16 protein-coding genes are annotated in these 17,219 nt (G+C 60.3%); 5 read left to right on the top strand and 11 right to left on the bottom strand.

The window, feature by feature from the left end; translation table 11 throughout:
• Positions 1 to 31: 31 nt before the first annotated feature.
• From GA0061100_RS14185 to GA0061100_RS14235, 10 genes are all read right to left on the bottom strand, one after another.
• Positions 32 to 853, bottom strand: a complete 822-nt coding sequence (locus GA0061100_RS14185; RefSeq protein ID WP_075853371.1) for a lytic murein transglycosylase — start codon at positions 851 to 853, stop codon at positions 32 to 34.
• 284 nt (positions 854 to 1,137) lie between these two features.
• Positions 1,138 to 2,172 (bottom strand): aspartate-semialdehyde dehydrogenase, encoded by a 1,035-nt coding sequence (locus tag GA0061100_RS14190; RefSeq protein WP_075853372.1) that lies wholly within the window; start codon positions 2,170 to 2,172, stop codon positions 1,138 to 1,140.
• A 375-nt stretch (positions 2,173 to 2,547) separates the two neighbouring features.
• Complete coding sequence (locus tag GA0061100_RS14195; RefSeq protein ID WP_075853373.1) at positions 2,548 to 3,057, bottom strand: Dps family protein; 510 nt, start codon at positions 3,055 to 3,057, stop codon at positions 2,548 to 2,550.
• A gap of 300 nt (positions 3,058 to 3,357) precedes the next feature.
• Positions 3,358 to 4,107 carry an SDR family NAD(P)-dependent oxidoreductase gene (locus GA0061100_RS14200; RefSeq protein ID WP_075853374.1) on the bottom strand — a complete coding sequence of 250 codons (750 nt, stop codon included), beginning with the start codon at positions 4,105 to 4,107 and terminating at the stop codon, positions 3,358 to 3,360.
• Between the two features lie 159 nt (positions 4,108 to 4,266).
• Positions 4,267 to 4,521, bottom strand: a complete 255-nt coding sequence (locus tag GA0061100_RS14205; protein ID WP_083961366.1) for a winged helix-turn-helix domain-containing protein — start codon at positions 4,519 to 4,521, stop codon at positions 4,267 to 4,269.
• A 146-nt stretch (positions 4,522 to 4,667) separates the two neighbouring features.
• Entirely contained in the window at positions 4,668 to 5,432 is a 765-nt protein-coding gene (gene lpxE / locus GA0061100_RS14210; RefSeq protein WP_075853793.1) for a lipid A 1-phosphatase LpxE, read from the bottom strand.
• Positions 5,433 to 5,643: 211 nt separating this feature from the next.
• A complete protein-coding gene (leuB, locus tag GA0061100_RS14215) occupies positions 5,644 to 6,756 on the bottom strand; it encodes a 3-isopropylmalate dehydrogenase (RefSeq protein WP_075853375.1) in 1,113 nt (370 codons plus the stop codon).
• Positions 6,757 to 7,071: 315 nt separating this feature from the next.
• A complete protein-coding gene (locus GA0061100_RS14225; protein ID WP_075853377.1) occupies positions 7,072 to 7,890 on the bottom strand; it encodes a sugar phosphate isomerase/epimerase family protein in 819 nt (272 codons plus the stop codon).
• Positions 7,891 to 8,136: 246 nt separating this feature from the next.
• Entirely contained in the window at positions 8,137 to 8,745 is a 609-nt protein-coding gene (gene leuD / locus GA0061100_RS14230; protein ID WP_075853378.1) for a 3-isopropylmalate dehydratase small subunit, read from the bottom strand.
• Positions 8,746 to 8,938: 193 nt separating this feature from the next.
• Positions 8,939 to 9,175 carry a hypothetical protein gene (locus GA0061100_RS14235; protein ID WP_075853379.1) on the bottom strand — a complete coding sequence of 79 codons (237 nt, stop codon included), beginning with the start codon at positions 9,173 to 9,175 and terminating at the stop codon, positions 8,939 to 8,941.
• 111 nt (positions 9,176 to 9,286) lie between these two features.
• Between GA0061100_RS14235 and GA0061100_RS14240 the strand changes: the two genes are divergently transcribed.
• On the top strand, positions 9,287 to 10,231 hold the full coding sequence (locus tag GA0061100_RS14240) for an HpcH/HpaI aldolase/citrate lyase family protein (protein WP_075853380.1): 945 nt from the start codon (positions 9,287 to 9,289) through the stop codon (positions 10,229 to 10,231).
• 37 nt (positions 10,232 to 10,268) lie between these two features.
• On the top strand, positions 10,269 to 10,475 hold the full coding sequence (locus tag GA0061100_RS14245; protein WP_037155128.1) for a DUF1737 domain-containing protein: 207 nt from the start codon (positions 10,269 to 10,271) through the stop codon (positions 10,473 to 10,475).
• A 48-nt stretch (positions 10,476 to 10,523) separates the two neighbouring features.
• Here the strand turns inward: GA0061100_RS14245 and GA0061100_RS14250 are convergent, their stop codons facing one another.
• A complete protein-coding gene (locus tag GA0061100_RS14250) occupies positions 10,524 to 10,961 on the bottom strand; it encodes a metallopeptidase family protein (protein WP_075853381.1) in 438 nt (145 codons plus the stop codon).
• 276 nt (positions 10,962 to 11,237) lie between these two features.
• Between GA0061100_RS14250 and GA0061100_RS35105 the strand changes: the two genes are divergently transcribed.
• The 3 genes from GA0061100_RS35105 to GA0061100_RS14265 are packed head-to-tail and all read left to right on the top strand — an operon-like array spanning position 11,238 to position 17,150.
• Positions 11,238 to 12,218, top strand: a complete 981-nt coding sequence (locus tag GA0061100_RS35105; protein WP_244557838.1) for an ImuA family protein — start codon at positions 11,238 to 11,240, stop codon at positions 12,216 to 12,218.
• Between the two features lie 40 nt (positions 12,219 to 12,258).
• Complete coding sequence (locus GA0061100_RS14260; protein WP_244557850.1) at positions 12,259 to 13,686, top strand: Y-family DNA polymerase; 1,428 nt, start codon at positions 12,259 to 12,261, stop codon at positions 13,684 to 13,686.
• Positions 13,683 to 17,150, top strand: a complete 3,468-nt coding sequence (locus GA0061100_RS14265; RefSeq protein WP_075853384.1) for an error-prone DNA polymerase — start codon at positions 13,683 to 13,685, stop codon at positions 17,148 to 17,150. The genes GA0061100_RS14260 and GA0061100_RS14265 overlap by 4 nt, the downstream gene beginning before the upstream one ends.
• Positions 17,151 to 17,219: the final 69 nt, after the last annotated feature.

The following is a 17,219-nucleotide window of genomic DNA, read 5'->3' on the forward strand; positions in this document are numbered from 1 at the left end:
CGCAGCGCCTTTTTAATTGATGAGATCAGGCTTACTTGCCGTCGATCTGCTGGCCGATATAGGCGATCGCCTGCTGATAGACCTTTGCGTCATTCCAGCCGGCGATGGCGGCGAAATTCGGCTCGCCGGGCTGATAGCCGGCGCCCGGCTGCCAGCCGTGGCCACGCAGGAAGTTCGCGGTCGAGGCCAGCGCATCCGCGCGCGAGCCGACCAAGTCTACCCTGCCATCGCCATCTTCGTCGACGCCGAAGGCAACGACGTTTTTCGGCATGAATTGCGTCTGGCCGATTTCGCCGTGAGCCGCGCCGCGCGCCGACGGGCTGAGATAGCCTTCGCCCACAAGCTTCAGGGCGGCGTAGAGCTGCTCGGTAAAGAATGCGGAACGACGGCAGTCAAAGGCAAGGGTCGAGACGGCTGAAAGCGTATGCTGGTCGCCCATATAGCTGCCGAAGCCGGTTTCCATGCCCCAGATGGCGATGATCGGGCCTGGGGGAACGCCGAAGCGCTTCTGTATCTTGGCAAACAGCGCCGCATTGGCTTGCTTCATGCTTTTGCCGCGATTGATAATCGTCTGGCCGCCACGCTTCTTCATGAATTCCTCGAAGGAAAGCTTGAAGCTCTTCTGGCCGCGGTCGGCGCGGATGGTGGCCTGATTGTAATGAACGTTGGCGAAGGCCCTGTCGAGGGTGGACGGGCTGACGCCCTGTCCCTGCGCTTCCCGCTTGAATTCCTGCACCCAGTTTTCGAAGCCGGCGGAGGTGTTGCTGCAAGAGGCGGCATTTGCCGCAAGCGGCATTCCCAGCAGCAACCCGCCCGCCACGAGAGCCGCCATTCCAGACTTTGTGAAGCGCATTCAGTGTCCCCGAAATCTTACCGCGATGCGAACGCGGTAACCGTTTTCAATGGCGCGCAAACCCTTGGAAGCCAGGGGATCGCGCGCGTTTAGTCGCCACCGGACCATGCCAGCATCCGACCATCATGTCATCATATTTTAGCGACCGATGTTTTCGTTTCATGTGAAACATCGCCACCAAAATCATTCAGAAAAGCCCCGCCTTTCGTTTGAAATGGCGAGGCTTCCATTCAATCCTGAATAGCCAGAGAGGGTTTATAAACCGTAAATTGGTTTACAGATCCTTATGCAGCCTGCTTGCGCGGCTTGATGAGGCCGCGATTGACCAGCAATTCGGCAATCTGGATGGCGTTGAGCGCGGCACCCTTGCGCAGGTTGTCGGAAACGACCCACAGGTTGAGGCCGTTCTCGACGGTCGCGTCTTCACGGATACGCGAAATATAGGTCGCATCTTCGCCGGCGGATTCGTAAGGCGTGATGTAGCCGCCGTTTTCGCGCTTGTCGATGACGAGGCAGCCCGGCGCTTCGCGCAGGATGTCGCGGGCCTGATCGGCTGTGATCTCGTTTTCGAACTCGATGTTGACCGATTCCGAGTGGCCGATGAAGACGGGTACGCGCACGGCCGTGCAGGTGACCTTGATCTTCGGGTCGAGCATCTTCTTGGTTTCGGCCAGCACCTTCCATTCTTCCTTGGTGTAGCCGTCTTCCATGAAGCTATCGATGTGCGGGATGACATTGAAGGCGATGCGCTTGGTGAACTTCTTCGCTTCGATCGGGTCGGCGACGAAGACGGCGCGGGTCTGGTTGAACAGCTCGTCCATGCCGTCCTTGCCGGCGCCGGAGACCGACTGGTAGGTCGAAACGACGACGCGCTTGATCTTGGCGAAGTCGTGCAGCGGCTTCAGGGCGACGACGAGCTGCGCGGTCGAGCAATTCGGGTTGGCGATGATGTTGCGCTTGGTGAACTGCGCGACGGCATCCGGGTTTACTTCCGGCACGATCAGCGGCACGTCGGCGTCGTAGCGCCAGGCCGAGGAGTTGTCGATGACGACGCAGCCCTGGGCGCCGATCTTCGGCGAGACCCGCTTCGAGACGTCGCCGCCGGCCGACATCAGGCAGATGTCGGTGTCGGAGAAATCGTAGTTCTCCAGGTTGGAAACCTTCAGCGTCCGGTCGCCGAAGGATACCTCGGTTCCCTGCGAACGGGCCGATGCGAGTGCCACGACCTCATCGGCCGGGAAACCGCGTTCCGCGAGGATATTGAGCATTTCGCGGCCAACATTCCCGGTCGCGCCCGCTACTGCAACTTTGAAACCCATTTCTCAAGCTCTCTTTCTCTTCTCTCCTCTTGGGCGAAGGGGGGAACCGTGGTCATGACGACCGGTTCCTGTCCCCAGCCGAGCCGGGGAGAGAGCGGCAGGCCAGAGACGTCAGACGGTTTTCGTCGTCGTTTTGGCCTTGGTTTTGGAAGAAACCGGAAAACAGACATCCCGCCCGGCATATTCAGCCAGGTGACTGCAGCTATCGATCTGTTCGAAGCGAACCATGGAAGTCTTCCTTTTCCGTCGCCGGTTCTAAGATGTTTTCCACAGGAGTCAAGGATTTCCTCGCTGGCATCGCTGCCGGAGCGAGGAAATCGGGATCATTGCAGACCGCCTTCAACTGATCGTGTTCGAAGGTCGCGGTCTCAGATGTCAGCGGTTGGACTTGCGCGTGATTTCAAACAGGAACCATGTGCGGCGCTCGGTCTCATCAAGCCAGTTTTCGAGGAGGCTTGCTGTGGCGATATCGCCATATTCGTCGCAGACGTCGTGAACGGCGCGGATTTCGGCTGACAGTTTGAGATTATCGTCAGCCAACTCGGCAAGCATGTCCTGCGGATCGACATATTCGGCGTCATTGTCGGGGATGCGCTGCAGCTTGGCGATCTGGCCGATCGAGTGGAGGGTCGTCCCGCCGATCTTCCGGCAACGCTCAGCCATGGGATCGGTCATGGCGAAAATCTGATCGCCCTGATCATCGAGAAGAAGGTGATAATCACGGAAATGCGGGCCGCTCATGTGCCAGTGAAAATTCTTGGTTTTCAGATAGAGGGCAAAGACATCCGCCAGCAGAGCGGTCAGCGCTGCGGAAATATCGCGCGTCGCGTCTTCGCTGAGATTGGTGCGAGTGCCCAATTTCGATTTGGTATTGGCGGTATTCATAAAGGCGTCCTCCGTTTGTTATTCACGACAGCCATCGCCGACGGATCTTAAGGGAGTTCGATGACATTCGCTGCGGCGTGGGATCGCATTGAAGACTGGATCTGTTTTGAAATTTCGCGGTCGAAAGGTCGCTTCGCGGCACAGTCGACTGCGCTGACATGCGGAAAACCCGAACAGCTCTACTAAATAGGAAAATGAGGTGGTTTGGCAATCGCCTGCTAATGTATTGGCAGGGCACGCGGTTATGCCGCGCGGAAGGACATCGCCCTCGTGTCGGAGGGCGATGTTTCAGTTGATGAGTTACTTCAAGCCACCGCCGACATAGATGGTTTCGCCGGTCACCCAGGCGGCATCCTGCGATGCAAGGAAGACGGCGACCGGGGCGATATCGGTCGGCTGACCGAGGCGGCCAAGAGGCGTCTGGGAGACGAGATGCTTCTCGAAATCACTGCCGATGAGGCCCGCGGTAACGACGCCTTCGGTTTCGACGCCGCCAGGCGCCAGGTTGTTGACACGGATATTGCGTGAACCGAGCTCCTTGGCGAGGATCTTGGTGATGGAATCCACGGCGGCCTTGGTTGCGGTGTAAACGGACGCAGTCGGCAGGTTCATGCTTACGGCGTTGGAGCCGATATTGATGATATTGCCGCCTTCCGGGCCGAAATATTTGACAGCTTCCCGGCTGGTCAGCAGCGTGCCGAGCACGTTGATATTGAATTCACGATGGAATTCTTCCTCGGTGAACTCCTCGATCGGCGCGAATTGATAGACACCGGCATTGTTGACGAGGATGTCGACGCGGCCGAAGGCCTGTTTCGTTTCCTCAAAGAGGCGCTTGACGTCTTCGGATTTGGAAACGTCGCCGTGCACGGCGAGCGCCTTGCCGCCCTTGGCGGTGATCTCGGCTACCACCCTGTCGGCACCATTGCGGCTTGAGGCGTAGTTGACGACGACGGCTGCGCCCGCCTCGCCCATCGCCTTGGCGATACCGGCGCCGATGCCCTTGGATGCTCCGGTCACGATTGCGACCTTGCCTGTCAGTTTGCTCATGTCAGCTTCCTTCGGAGATTATTAGACAGTTTTACAATCATCAAATCATTTGGCGCATGCGACCCGAAAACCGTTTCGCATCGTCACTTTGATATTTAGATAATCATCTAATTGATACAAGGGCCACAGCAAGAAATGCTGATGGCATGGATGGAAGTGTCAGATCTTGGAAAGCTCTGCCATATAGGCGTTCAGCGTGTCGCGGCGCAGCACGAGGTTCGCGAACTTGCCTTCGCGCTGGATCTCGATGAGACCGGCATTTTCAAGTTCCTTGATGTGATGCGACATCGTCGCGGCACTGACGGTGTGGCATTCGTTCAGGATGCTGCAGGGCGTGGGCTCAGTCCGTGTGCCGATCTCCTTCAGGATCTGCACGCGTCGCGGCTCGGCAAGTGCTCGGGAAATCAATCCCATCTGCCTTTCGCTTAAACGTATCGGTCCGGCATCCATGGTATTCATCGCAAACGAAATCGGGTTGACCACCTTCAGCCACCCCTACCTTGCCAGATATATGAATGCGCGAGGGCCTTGGCAACCTTTGCGATGCAGGCGTGACAAGCTCAGGAATCGGCCTGTCGAGGCTTGCCGCTTTTGAAAAGCGGCAGTCGCGGCGTCGGCCAGCCGGCGGCGTTGATACGGAAAAGCAGGCCGTAGCGCGCATAGACGATCGCCACCATGAAGGAGAACCAGCCGCCGAGCGCCAGGCCGGCTATCACGTCGCTCGGATAGTGGGCGCCGACCATGACGCGGGTGATCGCCAGCCACAGGGCGCAGACCGCGAAGATGTAGCGATAGCGCGGGAACAGGAAGGCAAGCGCCACGAACAGGGCGCCGATGGTGGTCGCATGGCCTGACGGGAAGCTTTCGAAGCTGGCGCGGCCGTTGAAGGGCGAGAAGCCAAAGGGACCCCAATCGGCAAAATGCGTCGGACGCGCGCGGCCGATGGCGCGCTTCAGCAAATTGGCAAGGAGGCCGGAAAGCGCAATGGTCGTCAGCAGATAGCCGCCGATCTGGCAGATGCGCAGCGCCTGGCAGCGACAGCGTTGGGAATGCAGCAGCCTGCTGCCGGCCCAGCCCTCGACGAGCAGGAAGGCGCTGACGAGGAGAAGCCAGCCGGATTCGCCGAAATTGGTCAGCATTCCTCCGACGAAGCGAATGGATGGCGACAGGCTTTTCAGGGTCGCGCCGACGGGCCAATCGAACAGGAGAGCCGAAAGAAGCACGACATTGGCGGTCAGAAAAAGGCAAATTTTCCAGTGAGATGGTGCAAATGCCGCATCGCTTCGCCGCCAACGCCTGTCGAGAGACGTCAAGATCGCCTGCATAATCATTGCCTATTGTCGATTTCCAATCACCTCGACAAATAACAGGCTGTTGTTACAGTTTTTCTAATTTTCTAAAAATTAACGACACGAGCCGAAGCGGCGATCGTGGGCTCAGACGAGACTATCCTGCTTGCAATGAAAAGCCCCGTTCCGGCGAAGAACGGGGCCTTCGTGTTTCACGTGAAATATATCAGGCGACTTATGCCGGCGATTATGCCGACAGGGCCTTGAATTCGGCGAGGATGGCGTCGCCCATTTCGGCGGTGCCGACCTGGCGGCTGCCTGCCGACATGATGTCGCCGGTGCGGATGCCGCTGTCGAGCACGTTGGCGATCGCCTTTTCCAGCGCGTCGGCTTCGGTAACCAGGCCGAAGGAGTAGCGCAGGCACATGGCGAAGGAAGCGATCATGGCGATCGGGTTGGCGATGCCCTTGCCAGCGATGTCGGGTGCGGAGCCGTGCACGGGCTCGTAGAGCGCCTTGCGCTTGCCGGTCTTGGCATCGGGTGCGCCGAGTGAAGCGGATGGCAGCATGCCGAGCGAGCCGGTGAGCATGGCCGCAACGTCGGACAGCATGTCGCCGAACAGGTTGTCCGTCACGATGACGTCGAACTGCTTCGGCTGGCGAACGAGCTGCATGCCACCGGCGTCAGCCAGCATATGTTCGAGCTGCACGTCGGAATATTTTTCCTTGTGCGTCGCGGTGACGACCTGGTTCCAGAGCACGCCTGATTTCATGACGTTGCGCTTTTCCATCGAGCAGACGCGGTTGTTGCGGGTGCGCGCCAGTTCGAAGGCGACGCCGGCGATGCGCTCGATCTCGTAGGTGTCGTAGACCTGAGTGTCGATGCCGCGCTTCTGGCCGTTGCCAAGGTCGATGATCTCCTTCGGCTCGCCGAAATAGACGCCGCCTGTCAGTTCGCGGATGATGAGGATATCGAGGCCGTCGACCAGCTCCGGCTTCAGCGACGAAGCCGATGCCAGGGCGGGATAGCAGATGGCCGGGCGCAGGTTGGCGAACAGCTGAAGATCCTTGCGCAGGCGCAGCAGGCCGGCTTCCGGGCGGACTTCATAAGGGACAGCATCCCACTTCGGACCGCCGACGGCGCCGAAGAGCACGGCGTCAGCCGCCATCGCCTTTGCCATATCTGCATCGGAGATCGCCGCGCCATGGGCGTCATAGGCGCTGCCGCCGACAAGGCCCTCATCGGTGACGAAGCCGGCATTCTCGGCCTCGTTCATGTAAGCGATGATCTTGCGAACTTCGCCCATAGCCTCGGGACCGATGCCGTCACCCGGCAGGAGGAAGAGATTGCGAACTGTCATGGGAAAGCCTCCGCGAAAGAAAAAGTTGCGGGGTTTTTAGACCTGCAAATGCGGCTTTTCAAGCGAGGAAGAGACCGAAACGGTACGGTTTTCGGGCTTTTGCGGCTACCCACCCGCCCTCGCCCTTCGAGACGGCCTTGCAGGCCTCCTCAGGGTGAGGGCTGGTGCTTTTGCACTTAACCGGAGGGGCCGCCTGATCCTTCGACAGGCTCAGGATGAGGGCGGAGCGGGTTGATAGTCTGATGAGGAGATTAGCCCTCATGGTGAGGAGGCCCGAAGGGCCGTCTCGAACCACGAGGGCGGGTAGTGAGTGCTTTACTCGGCCAGACCGAGCGAAGCGAGGTAGGCTGCTGATGCCGGGATCTTCGATTTGTCCTTGATCTCGATGATCAGGCGTGGATTGCTGTTGAGCTTGCCAAGGGCGGCAAAGACGGCGCGCCAGTGGATGCTGCCTTCGCCGAGGCTCCAGTGACGGTCGGCATAGCCGTCGGCATCCTGCAGGTGGACATGCTGCAGGCGGTTGCCGGCGGCATGGACGTAATAGTCGACCGGCGGAGCGCCCGTGTAGCCATGGGCGTAATAGGCGTGGCCGGTGTCGATCGAAACGGCGACGGCGGGCGAATTGAAGCTGTCGGCGAGGCCGACGCGGATATGGGGATCCTTGTCCTCGATGTTCTCGATGACCATGGTGAGCCCGATGTCTTCGGCGCGCTTGACAGCTTCTTTCAGCGTCAGGTGCGTGTATTCGATGATCTTCTCGCGCTCGCCCTTGTTGTTGTCGAGGTTGTTGTAGGACCACGACGTATAGGGGCTATGGATGACCATCTGCGTGGCGCCGATATTGGCGCAGACGTCGAGGGCCTGCAGCAGGCGCTTGGTGACGACGGCGCGGACATCCGGGTCCTGCGAGGCGATGACGAAACCCCAGAACGGGCCGTGGATGCCGAGGCGGCCCTCATGGCCGTCGAGCAGCTTGCGGGCGCGCTCGGCAAGCGGAGCCCAGTCGCCGCTCAGGATTTCGGCTTCGACGAAGCTCTGCAGCTCCAGATCGCGCGGCTTTTCCAGCAGCCAGTTGCGATGGATTTCGACGTCGTCGAGCGTCATGGCGGCGCCAACAATGGGAAGGGAGGTCATGGAGAAGCTCCAGTGTGTGGAGAGGAATTTAGGGGGGTGGGAGAGAGGCCCGAAAGCTCTCGGCAGGTCTGTATGGACCCCCTTCTTGTCGAACATATTACAGCGGGCGGGAAAGATGGTGCCTGAGCCGTTTTAACGGAATAGTCCCCTCTCCCCGCATGCGGGGAGAGGGGACCTTTGTGTCCGCATGAAAAAAGCCGGGCTGTAAGGCCCGGCTTCTAAACGCTAGAGATAAGGATAAGCCGATCAGGCGGCCCAGGGGCGCGATGCGGCGTTCGTCTTTTCGAAAGTGTCGATCGCGGAGGATTTTTCCAGCGTCAGGCCGATATCGTCGAGGCCGTTCAGCAGGCAGTGACGCTTGAATTCGTCGAGTTCGAACTTCAGCGAGCCGCCGTCCGGGCCGGTGATTTCGAGGTTTTCCAGATCGACCGTCAGGATGGCGTTGGAGCCGCGCGAAGCGTCGTCCATCAGCTTGTCTAGATCTTCCTGGCTGACCTTGATCGGCAGGATGCCGTTCTTGAAGCAGTTGTTGTAGAAGATATCGGCGAAGCTGGTCGAGATGACGCAGCGGATGCCGAAATCGAGCAGCGCCCAGGGAGCGTGTTCGCGCGAGGAGCCGCAACCGAAATTGTCGCCGGCGACGAGGATCTTGGCGTTCTGGTAGGCCGGCTTGTTCAGCACGAAATCTTCGTTCGGCGTGCCGTCTTCATTGTAGCGGGCTTCAGCGAAGAGCCCCTTGCCGAGACCCGTGCGCTTGATGGTCTTCAGATAATCCTTCGGGATGATCATGTCGGTATCGACATTGACGACCGGGAGGGGTGCTGCGACACCGGTCAACTTCACGAACTTGTCCATGGGGTCCTGCCTTCATTTTCGTCTAAGCACGAATTATCCTGCCAATAGAGCAAATCCGGCCCGAAATGAAGGAGAATCTTGGAAATGCTCTAAAAGGCGGCGCTTTGGTCGCCCTTGCCCTTCAGCACGTGGCTTGAACCGGGCAAACGGGTGCCGGCGGCCGGCAATGGGCCGCCCTGCCCTGCTTTCAATCTCAGAGATCGATGATGGTGCCGCGACCGTCGTTCCAGATGCGCATTTCGCGCTGGCCGTTCGTCTTCGCCTTGGCGCGCACCGGTGCCGGCTTCATGCGCAGCGAAATCGCACGGGCTGCCATCAGCACGGTGAGAATAGCGCCGACGGCAAGCGTGACCGAAACGGTAAACAACGCCATGGCTGCAAACACGGTGATACCGGCAAGCGCGATGAACAGGGAACGGATATTCTGCATGGTCGAGACCTCTCTACAGCAAGCAATGTGGCCCTCTTCCCTGTCATCTGCAAGAGGAGCATGGCTTTTTGTTGACTTGCCTGGCGCGTAAAAGCGCGGCAAAACGGCACAATGAGCCAATCTGAGAGCCAGAATCCCCCTTCCCGCCCCGCCCGGGTGCGCCGCTCGGTCTTGAGCGTTCCCGCCATCAACCGTCGTGCGCTGGACAAGCTTTCGAGCCTCGATTGCGATGCCGTCATCTTCGATCTTGAGGATTCGGTGGCGCCGGAGAAAAAGGCCGAGGCGCGGGAGAATCTGAGAGCCTTCTTTGCTGTCGCGCCGCTGCCGGGCAAGGAGCGGATCATCCGCATCAATGCGCTTTCCTCCAATTTCGGCGCCGACGACCTGGCGCTGGTTGCGGAGCTGGAGCCGGATGCGGTGCTGCTGCCGAAGGTGGACGAGCCGCAGGATGTCATGATGGTCGGCGACTGGCTCGCGGAAGCCGATGTGCCGGAAGAGTTGCGCATCTGGGCGATGATCGAGACGCCGCGCGGCATTCTGAACGCGGCCGCAATCGCCGAGGCCGGCCGTACGGCCGGCAGCCGGCTCGATTGTTTCGTCGTCGGCCTCAACGACCTCAGAAAGGAAACGGGTGTCCTGCCGCAACCCGGTCGCCCCTATCTCGTGCCCTGGCTGATGCAGGTGATATTGGCCGTCAGCGCTTATGGGCTCGAGGCCATCGACAGCGTGTTCAACGATTTCAAGGATGCCGAAGAATTCGAGGCGGAATGCGGCCAGGGTGTCGCCATGGGCTTTACCGGCAAGATGCTGATCCATCCGAGCCAGATCGAGGCCGCCAACCGGCATTTCGGCCCGGCTGAGGCTGCCATCGCCGAGGCCGAGGCCATCATATCAGCCTTCGCCGAGCCGGGCGCTGAAGCTCTCAATGTCGTGAACATCGGCGGGCGGATGGTGGAGCGGCTGCACCTTGTCCAGGCGGAAAGACTCATTCATAAAGCTCGCCTGATCGAGCAGCGCTCTTTGGGCGCCGCCGCAGCGCCCCGCACCGGGGCCTGACTGTCGAATTGACCGGCCAAACACGAAAGATGCCTTGATGAAACTCTATCGCTTCCTCACCGGTCCTGATGACGCTTCCTTCTGCCACAAGGTGAGTGCAGCGCTGAACAAGGGCTGGGAGCTATACGGCTCGCCGACCTATGGCTTCAACTCCGCAAGCGGCCGGATGGAATGCGGCCAGGCCGTCGTCAAGGAAGTGGCCGGCAAGGATTACGATCCGGATATGAAGCTTTCCGAGCAGTAAGCGTCGATTGAAGTTCTTCACCCTGGCCGCCTACGGTCGGGGTCGATATCATCGATCCGTCGCTTCTTCGGCGCTTTCCTCGATGCGCTCCATATCCTCGTCGCTCAGGCCGAAATGGTGGCCGATCTCGTGGATCAGGACATGGGTGATGATGTCGCCGAGGGTTTCCTCGTTTTCAGCCCAATAGTCGATGATCGGCCGGCGGTAGAGGCGGATCTTGTTGGGCATGTCGCCGGTCTGGGCGGTGAAGCGCTCCGAGATGCCGCGGCCTTCGAAGAGGCCGAGCAGGTCGAAAGGGGTTTCCAGCGCCATATCCTCGAACACCTCGTCATCCGGGAAATCCTCGATGAGAATGACGAGATTGCCGGTGAGCGAGCGGAATTCGTCCGGCAGGTGGCTGTAAGCCTCCATTGCCAGAGATTCGAATGTGCTGATGGAGGGCGAGTGGCGGTCCCGCCAATCTTCGCTCTGGTCGACGCGAGCCATGAATATTCCTTCCTTGGCTGGTCATATAGAGACTTTATGCTGCTTTTACGAGAGCGGATTAGTGTATGGCGCCGAAAAGTGTTTGAGCGGTTTTCGGGCGCCATCATGCCCTACTTCTTTGATTCTAGAGCGGATTCAGATTTTAGGTCATTTCAACCTGAAATCATCCAACTCTGAGCAGAGGAATATTTTCTCATGAAATGGTGTTGACTCTTTCTCCAAGCTCTGGAATCCATAAGAACATAACAGGAACATTATCGATCTGGAGTGAACGTCATGGCCGAGGCTGCCGTGGCGCGGGAAACGCTTTTTGCCCTGCGTGAAACCATTGCCCGACTGGAAGGCAGGCCGATCCCGGCACTGGCAGCAGCGGCGCGTGAAACGCTGGCAGACAGGCCGGGGATGGGGACGGCGGGCATTGCGAAGCCCCTGCCCGCGCAAACCGGACTTTCCCAGCCGCTCCTTCCGATCGGCGTCGATGATCTCGACGCGGCGCTGCAGGGCGGCCTGCCGCTCGATGCGCTGACGGAAATCCGCTCGCACGGCCTGCGCGATGCCGGGGTGGCAAGCGGTTTTGCTTTGGCGCTCGCAGCGCGGCTGCATGCGCAAGCGTCGGATACGGCCGTGTCCAAGTCCCCGGTCCTGTGGATCGGCGATACGGTCGCGACGATGGAGGCGGGCGTGCCCTATGCCATCGGCGTCAGCGATTTCGGGTTGGAGCCTGCGGCTTTCCTGCAGGCCTCGCCGCGCAAGCTGGACGATGCGCTCTGGGTGGCGGAGGCAGCACTTGGCAGTGCCGCCTTTGCTCTCGTCATTCTGGAAGTGCGCGGCAATCCCGCCCGTTTCGGCCTGACCGAAAGCCGGCGGCTGGCGCTGAGGGCCAAGGCGGCGGGGCGGCCCTTGTTTCTGTTGCGACAGGGAGGCGAGGAGGAGGCAAGCAGCGCCCTCTTCCGCTTTTCCGTCGAACCCGCGCCGGCGCAGGCGCGGCCCCTGCCGGACGGATCGGTGCTTGGCGGCAGCATCGGTCATCCGGCCTTTCGTCTGACCTTGGAAAAAAGCCGAAACCCGGCGCCCCTTTCCATAACCCTGGAGTGGAATGCCCATGACCGCCGCTTTGCCCCTATCCTCGACACTCAACGCCCTGCCTTTCCCGGCGAACACGCAGCGCATTCTGGCGCTGACCTTTCCGCATCTGCCGACCGACCGCATCGCGCGCAAGCGCTGGGGTCTGTCCTGGCGTTCGACAGGCAGGCTTGAAGCGCCGCCGCTTGCTTGTGCCGGCAAGCTCAACAATGCCATGCGACTGACAGCTCTTAACGAGCGCGCGGAGATGATCGGCTTGAAACAGGGTCAGGGCGTGGCCGAGGCGAAGGCGATCTGTCCCGATCTCGATGTGGTCGAGGAGGATCCGGCGGCGGACCGCAAGCTTCTGGAAGCGATCGCCGACTGGTGCGACCGCTATACGCCGCTGGTGGCGATCGACGGCAAGGATGGGCTTTTCCTCGATATTACCGGCTGCGCCCATCTCTTCGGCGGCGAGGAAGCGCTGCTCGAGGACATACTGATCCGGATTTCCCGGCTGGGCTTCGATGTGCGCGGCGCCATTTCCTCCGCGCCGGGCTTGTCCTGGGCCGTTGCCCGCTTTGACGACAGCCGCCTCGTTCCTCCCGAAGCCATGGAAGAAGCCTTGGCGCCGCTGCCCGTGGCGTCCCTGAGGCTCGGCGAGGAGACTGTCGCGGCCCTGCAGAAGATGGGTCTGAAGCAGGTGGGCGATCTTCTGGCCGCGCCGCGCGCGCCACTTGCCCGCCGCTTCGGCGCGCAACTGCTGTTGCGGCTCGACCAGGCCGTTGGTCTCGTCGAGGAGCCGATCTCGCCGCGCCGCCCGGTCGCGCAATTGTCGGCCGAGCGCCGGCTGGCCGAGCCGGTGCAGGCGGAAGACGATATTTTGCAGCTTGCCCGCCAGCTTGCCGAAACCCTGAAGCCGGGGCTGGAGGCGCGCGGCGTCGGCGGCCGCTCCTTCGAACTTCTGCTTTTCCGGGTGGATGGCGCGGTCTTCCGCATCGCCGCCGGCGCATCGCAGCCGCTGCGGGAGCCGAGCCGGATTTCAAGCCTGTTCACGGAGCGCTTCGGCGCCATTCATGACGATCTCGATATCGGCTACGGTTTCGAAATCATCCGCCTCAATGTGCTTCAGCATGCGCCTTTCGATGCAACGCAAGGCGATTTCGTCGGCGAGGACCGCCAGGAAGGGTCGCTTGCCGCCTTTGTCGATCGCGTGGCCGCGCGGCTGGGACCGGACTGCCTGCAGGGGTTCGAGCTGCGACAGAGCCATATCCCCGAGCGGGCCGTGCGGCCGCTGCCGGCCATGACGATCCTCGCTTCAAAGCGGCGCACAGGCAAGGAGGATGCCGGCCATGGCTTCTTCCGCGGCGAGCGGCCGCTGCGGCTGTTCCGCATGCCGGAGCTGGTCGAAACCATTGCCGCCGAAGTGCCTGACGGCCCTCCTCGGCAGTTCCGCTGGCGGCGGGTCATGCATCGGGTCAGCCGGGCCGAGGGGCCGGAGCGGCTTTCGGCGGAATGGTGGCTCGAGGAAAAGGAAGAGCCTGCCCGTGATTATTTCCAGATCGAGGATGAAGAGGGTCATCGTTTCTGGCTGTTCCGCAAGGGGCTTTATGGTCGCGGTGGAACGGCGCCGGACTGGTACATGCATGGGGTCTTCGCATGAACGCGCGCCCGAGCTTTCACGAACCCGTACCCTTCTGCGAGATTGGGGTCAGAACGAATTTCTCCTTTCTCGAGGGAGCCTCGCATCCGGAAGAGATCGTGGCGCAGGCCGCCATCCTGAGACTTTCCGGATTTGGGATTGCCGACCGCAATTCGGTTGCAGGCGTCGTCAAGGCGCATGCGCATACCAAGCTTCTCCAGGCGAAACATGAAGACACCATCAAGGAAAATCTTCTGCTTCGAGCCCAGGGAAAGCCGGAAAAGCCGTTCCTGAAGCCGGTTCGTTTCCAGCCTGGCGCCCGTCTGGTGTTCTCGGATGGCACACCTGACATTCTTGCTTATCCTCAGAACCGCAAGGGCTGGGCGCATCTCTGCCGGCTTTTGAGCGCCGGCAATCTACGCGGCGAGAAAGGCACCTGCATCCTCACTGAAAGCGACCTCGTGGAATGGGGCGACGAGATGATGCTAGCGCTTATTCCCGATGCCGAGAGTGTCGAGACGCCCGAGGAGCAGTCAAAGCTGGATGAGTGCCTGAAGCGGCTATGGATGCGCTTCGGCCGAAAGTTTCATATGATCCTGTCGCCGGCCTATGACGGGCGGGACCGGATGACCTTTGCCACGCTCTCCATTCTGGCGCAGCGCAATGGCGTGCGACTGATCGCCAGCAACCAGCCGCTCTATCACGCGACCGAACGTAAGCCGCTCGCCGATATCGTGATTTCGATTCGGGAGCATGTGCCGATCGCCGAGGCCGGCTTCAGGCTGGCGGCCAATGCCGAGCGCTATATGAAGGATGCTGGCGAGATGGCGCGTCTCTTTCGAGATTATCCAAAGGCCATCGCCAATACGCAGAAGTTTTTTAGCCGGCTATCTTTTTCGCTGGATGAGCTGAAGCATAATTATCCCGACGAAAGTGTTCCTGGCGAAACCGTCTCGGAAACGCTGGAGCGGCTGACCTGGGAGGGGGCCAGATGGCGCTATCCTGATGAGATTCCCGCAGAGGTCGTCAAACAGATCAATGACGAGCTTATTCTTATCCGCGAGCGGCAATATGAGCCCTACTTCCTGACGGTGCGCCGCATCATGGAGTTTGCCCGCAGCCGGAACATTCTATGTCAGGGGCGCGGTTCGGCCGCCAACTCCTTGGTCTGCTATTGTCTCAGGATCACGGAAGTCAATCCGAAGATCACGACGCTTTTGTTCGAGCGCTTCATCTCGACGGAGCGCGAGGAACCACCCGACATCGACGTCGATTTCGAGCACGAGAAGCGTGAAGAGGTCATCCAATTCATCTACCGTCATTACAAGATGGAGTATGCCGGGCTGACGGCGGCGGTCACCAGCTATCGGGCGCGCTCGGCCGGTCGCGAAGTGGCGAAAGCCTTTGGCCTGTCGGAGGATGTGCAGTCGGCTCTTGCAAGCGGTGTCTGGGGCTGGTCGACGGAGGATCTGTCCGAGCGCGAGGCGAAGATTGCCGGTCTCGATCTCAAGGACAAGACGACAAAGAACGTGCTGTCCTATGCCTCGACGCTGATGGGTTTTCCCCGGCATCTGACCCAGCATGTCGGCGGTTTCGTCATCACCCGGGATCGGCTGGATGAGGTCGTGCCGATCATGCACACGGCGATGGACGATCGCTACATGATCGAGTGGAACAAGGACGATCTCGACAATCTCAACATATTGAAGATCGACGTGCTGGCGCTCGGCATGCTGACCTGTCTCGCCAAGGCTTTCGATCTGCTTTTGCTCAATTACGATGTGAAGAAAGAGCTCGCCGATCTTGGTTACGCCAATTACCCGGATGGCGAACCTGTCTATGACATGATCTGCCGCGCCGACACGATCGGCGTTTTCCAGATCGAAAGCCGGGCGCAGATGAGCATGCTGCCGCGCCTTCGACCCCGGGAGTTCTATGATCTAGTCATCGAGGTGGCGATCGTCCGACCCGGTCCGATTCAGGGCAATATGGTGCATCCCTATCTCAAGCGACGGGAGGCCAAGCGGGCGGGGAAAAAACTCGACTATCCGAGTCCGGAGCTGGAGGCGGTGTTAAAACGTACGCTGGGCGTTCCTCTCTTTCAGGAACAGGCGATGCAGATCGCCATTACGGCGGCTGGATTTAAGCCTGCGGAAGCGGACAAGCTGCGTCGGGCTATGGCAACATTCAAGCGAACCGGGACTATCCATACTTTCGAGGAGAAGATGGTCGAGGGTATGGCCGCGAAGGGGTACGACCGTGAGTTCGCCAAGAACTGCTTCGAGCAGATCAAAGGCTTCGGCGAATATGGCTTTCCGGAAAGCCATGCGGCGTCCTTTGCCCTGCTCGTCTATGCCTCCTCCTGGCTCAAGGCCTATTATCCCGATGTCTTCTGTACGGCGATCCTCAATGCTCAGCCCATGGGCTTTTATGCGCCGGCGCAGCTGGTGCGCGATGCGCGCGAGCATGGCGTCGAGGTGCGGCCGGTGGATGTCAATCATTCGAGTTGGGATTGCCTGCTGGAAAAGGCGTCTTTCGACCGCAGTTCGGTCGAGCAGCGTCATGCGTCGATGCGCGAGATCATCAAGACGCAATGTGCCGTCCGCCTCGGTTTCCGGCAGGTCAAGGGCCTGTCCGAGGATGAGATGAAGCAGCTGGTCGAGCGCCGTGGTGATGGTTATCGCTCGGTGCGCGATCTCTGGCTACGATCCGGACTTGCCAAGGCGCAGATCGAGCGTCTGGCGGATGCGGATGCGTTCGGTTCCATCAGCCTCAGCCGGCGTGAGGCGCTTTGGGCGGTGCGGGCGCTTGATGCCAGCAGCGCTGCCGAAAAGCTTCCCCTCTTCGATCTCGGCGACCATGCGGATCTGCAGCTCGAACCGGCGGTTTCTCTGCCCGAGATGCTACCCGGCGAGCAGGTCACCGAAGATTATCGCTATCTGTCCATGTCGCTGAAAGCGCATCCGGTTTCCTTCCTGCGCGCCGATTTCGCGCGGCAGGGTATTGTACGGAGCCGGGAACTGCCCGGTGTCGCCAATGGCCGGATGGTGACGATCGCCGGGCTGGTGCTGGTGCGCCAGCGGCCGGGCTCGGCCAAGGGGGTGATCTTCATGACGCTCGAAGACGAGACCGGCGTCGCCAATGCGATCGTCTGGCCGAAGAAGTTCGAGAAATACCGTGCCATTGTCATGGGGGCACGGTTGGTGAAGATCCGCGGCCGCCTGCAGAGCGAAAGCGGCGTCATCCATGTGGTGGTCGATCATATCGAGGATATGACGCCGGCACTCGGCATCCTACAGCGCGAGGCAAGGCGTTTTGGCGTCAGCGACCGGGCAGATGAGGCGCTACGGCCGACCATGGATCACCGGCAGAAGAAAAAATCTGCCCTGCTGCTGCGTCCATCCGGTGCAGGGACAGCGGCGGAAGGCCGCAGCAATGGCGTGGAAACGGCAAAGGTCATGCCGCGAGGTCGCAATTTCCATTGAAATTCTGGGAGATTCCGAGAGATTCGGGGCCTTTCATCCGGAGGTCGCGAGCCAATGCTCCTGTCATCC

Source organism: Martinezella hainanensis, from assembly GCF_900094555.1.
GTDB lineage: Bacteria > Pseudomonadota > Alphaproteobacteria > Rhizobiales > Rhizobiaceae > Rhizobium > Rhizobium hainanense.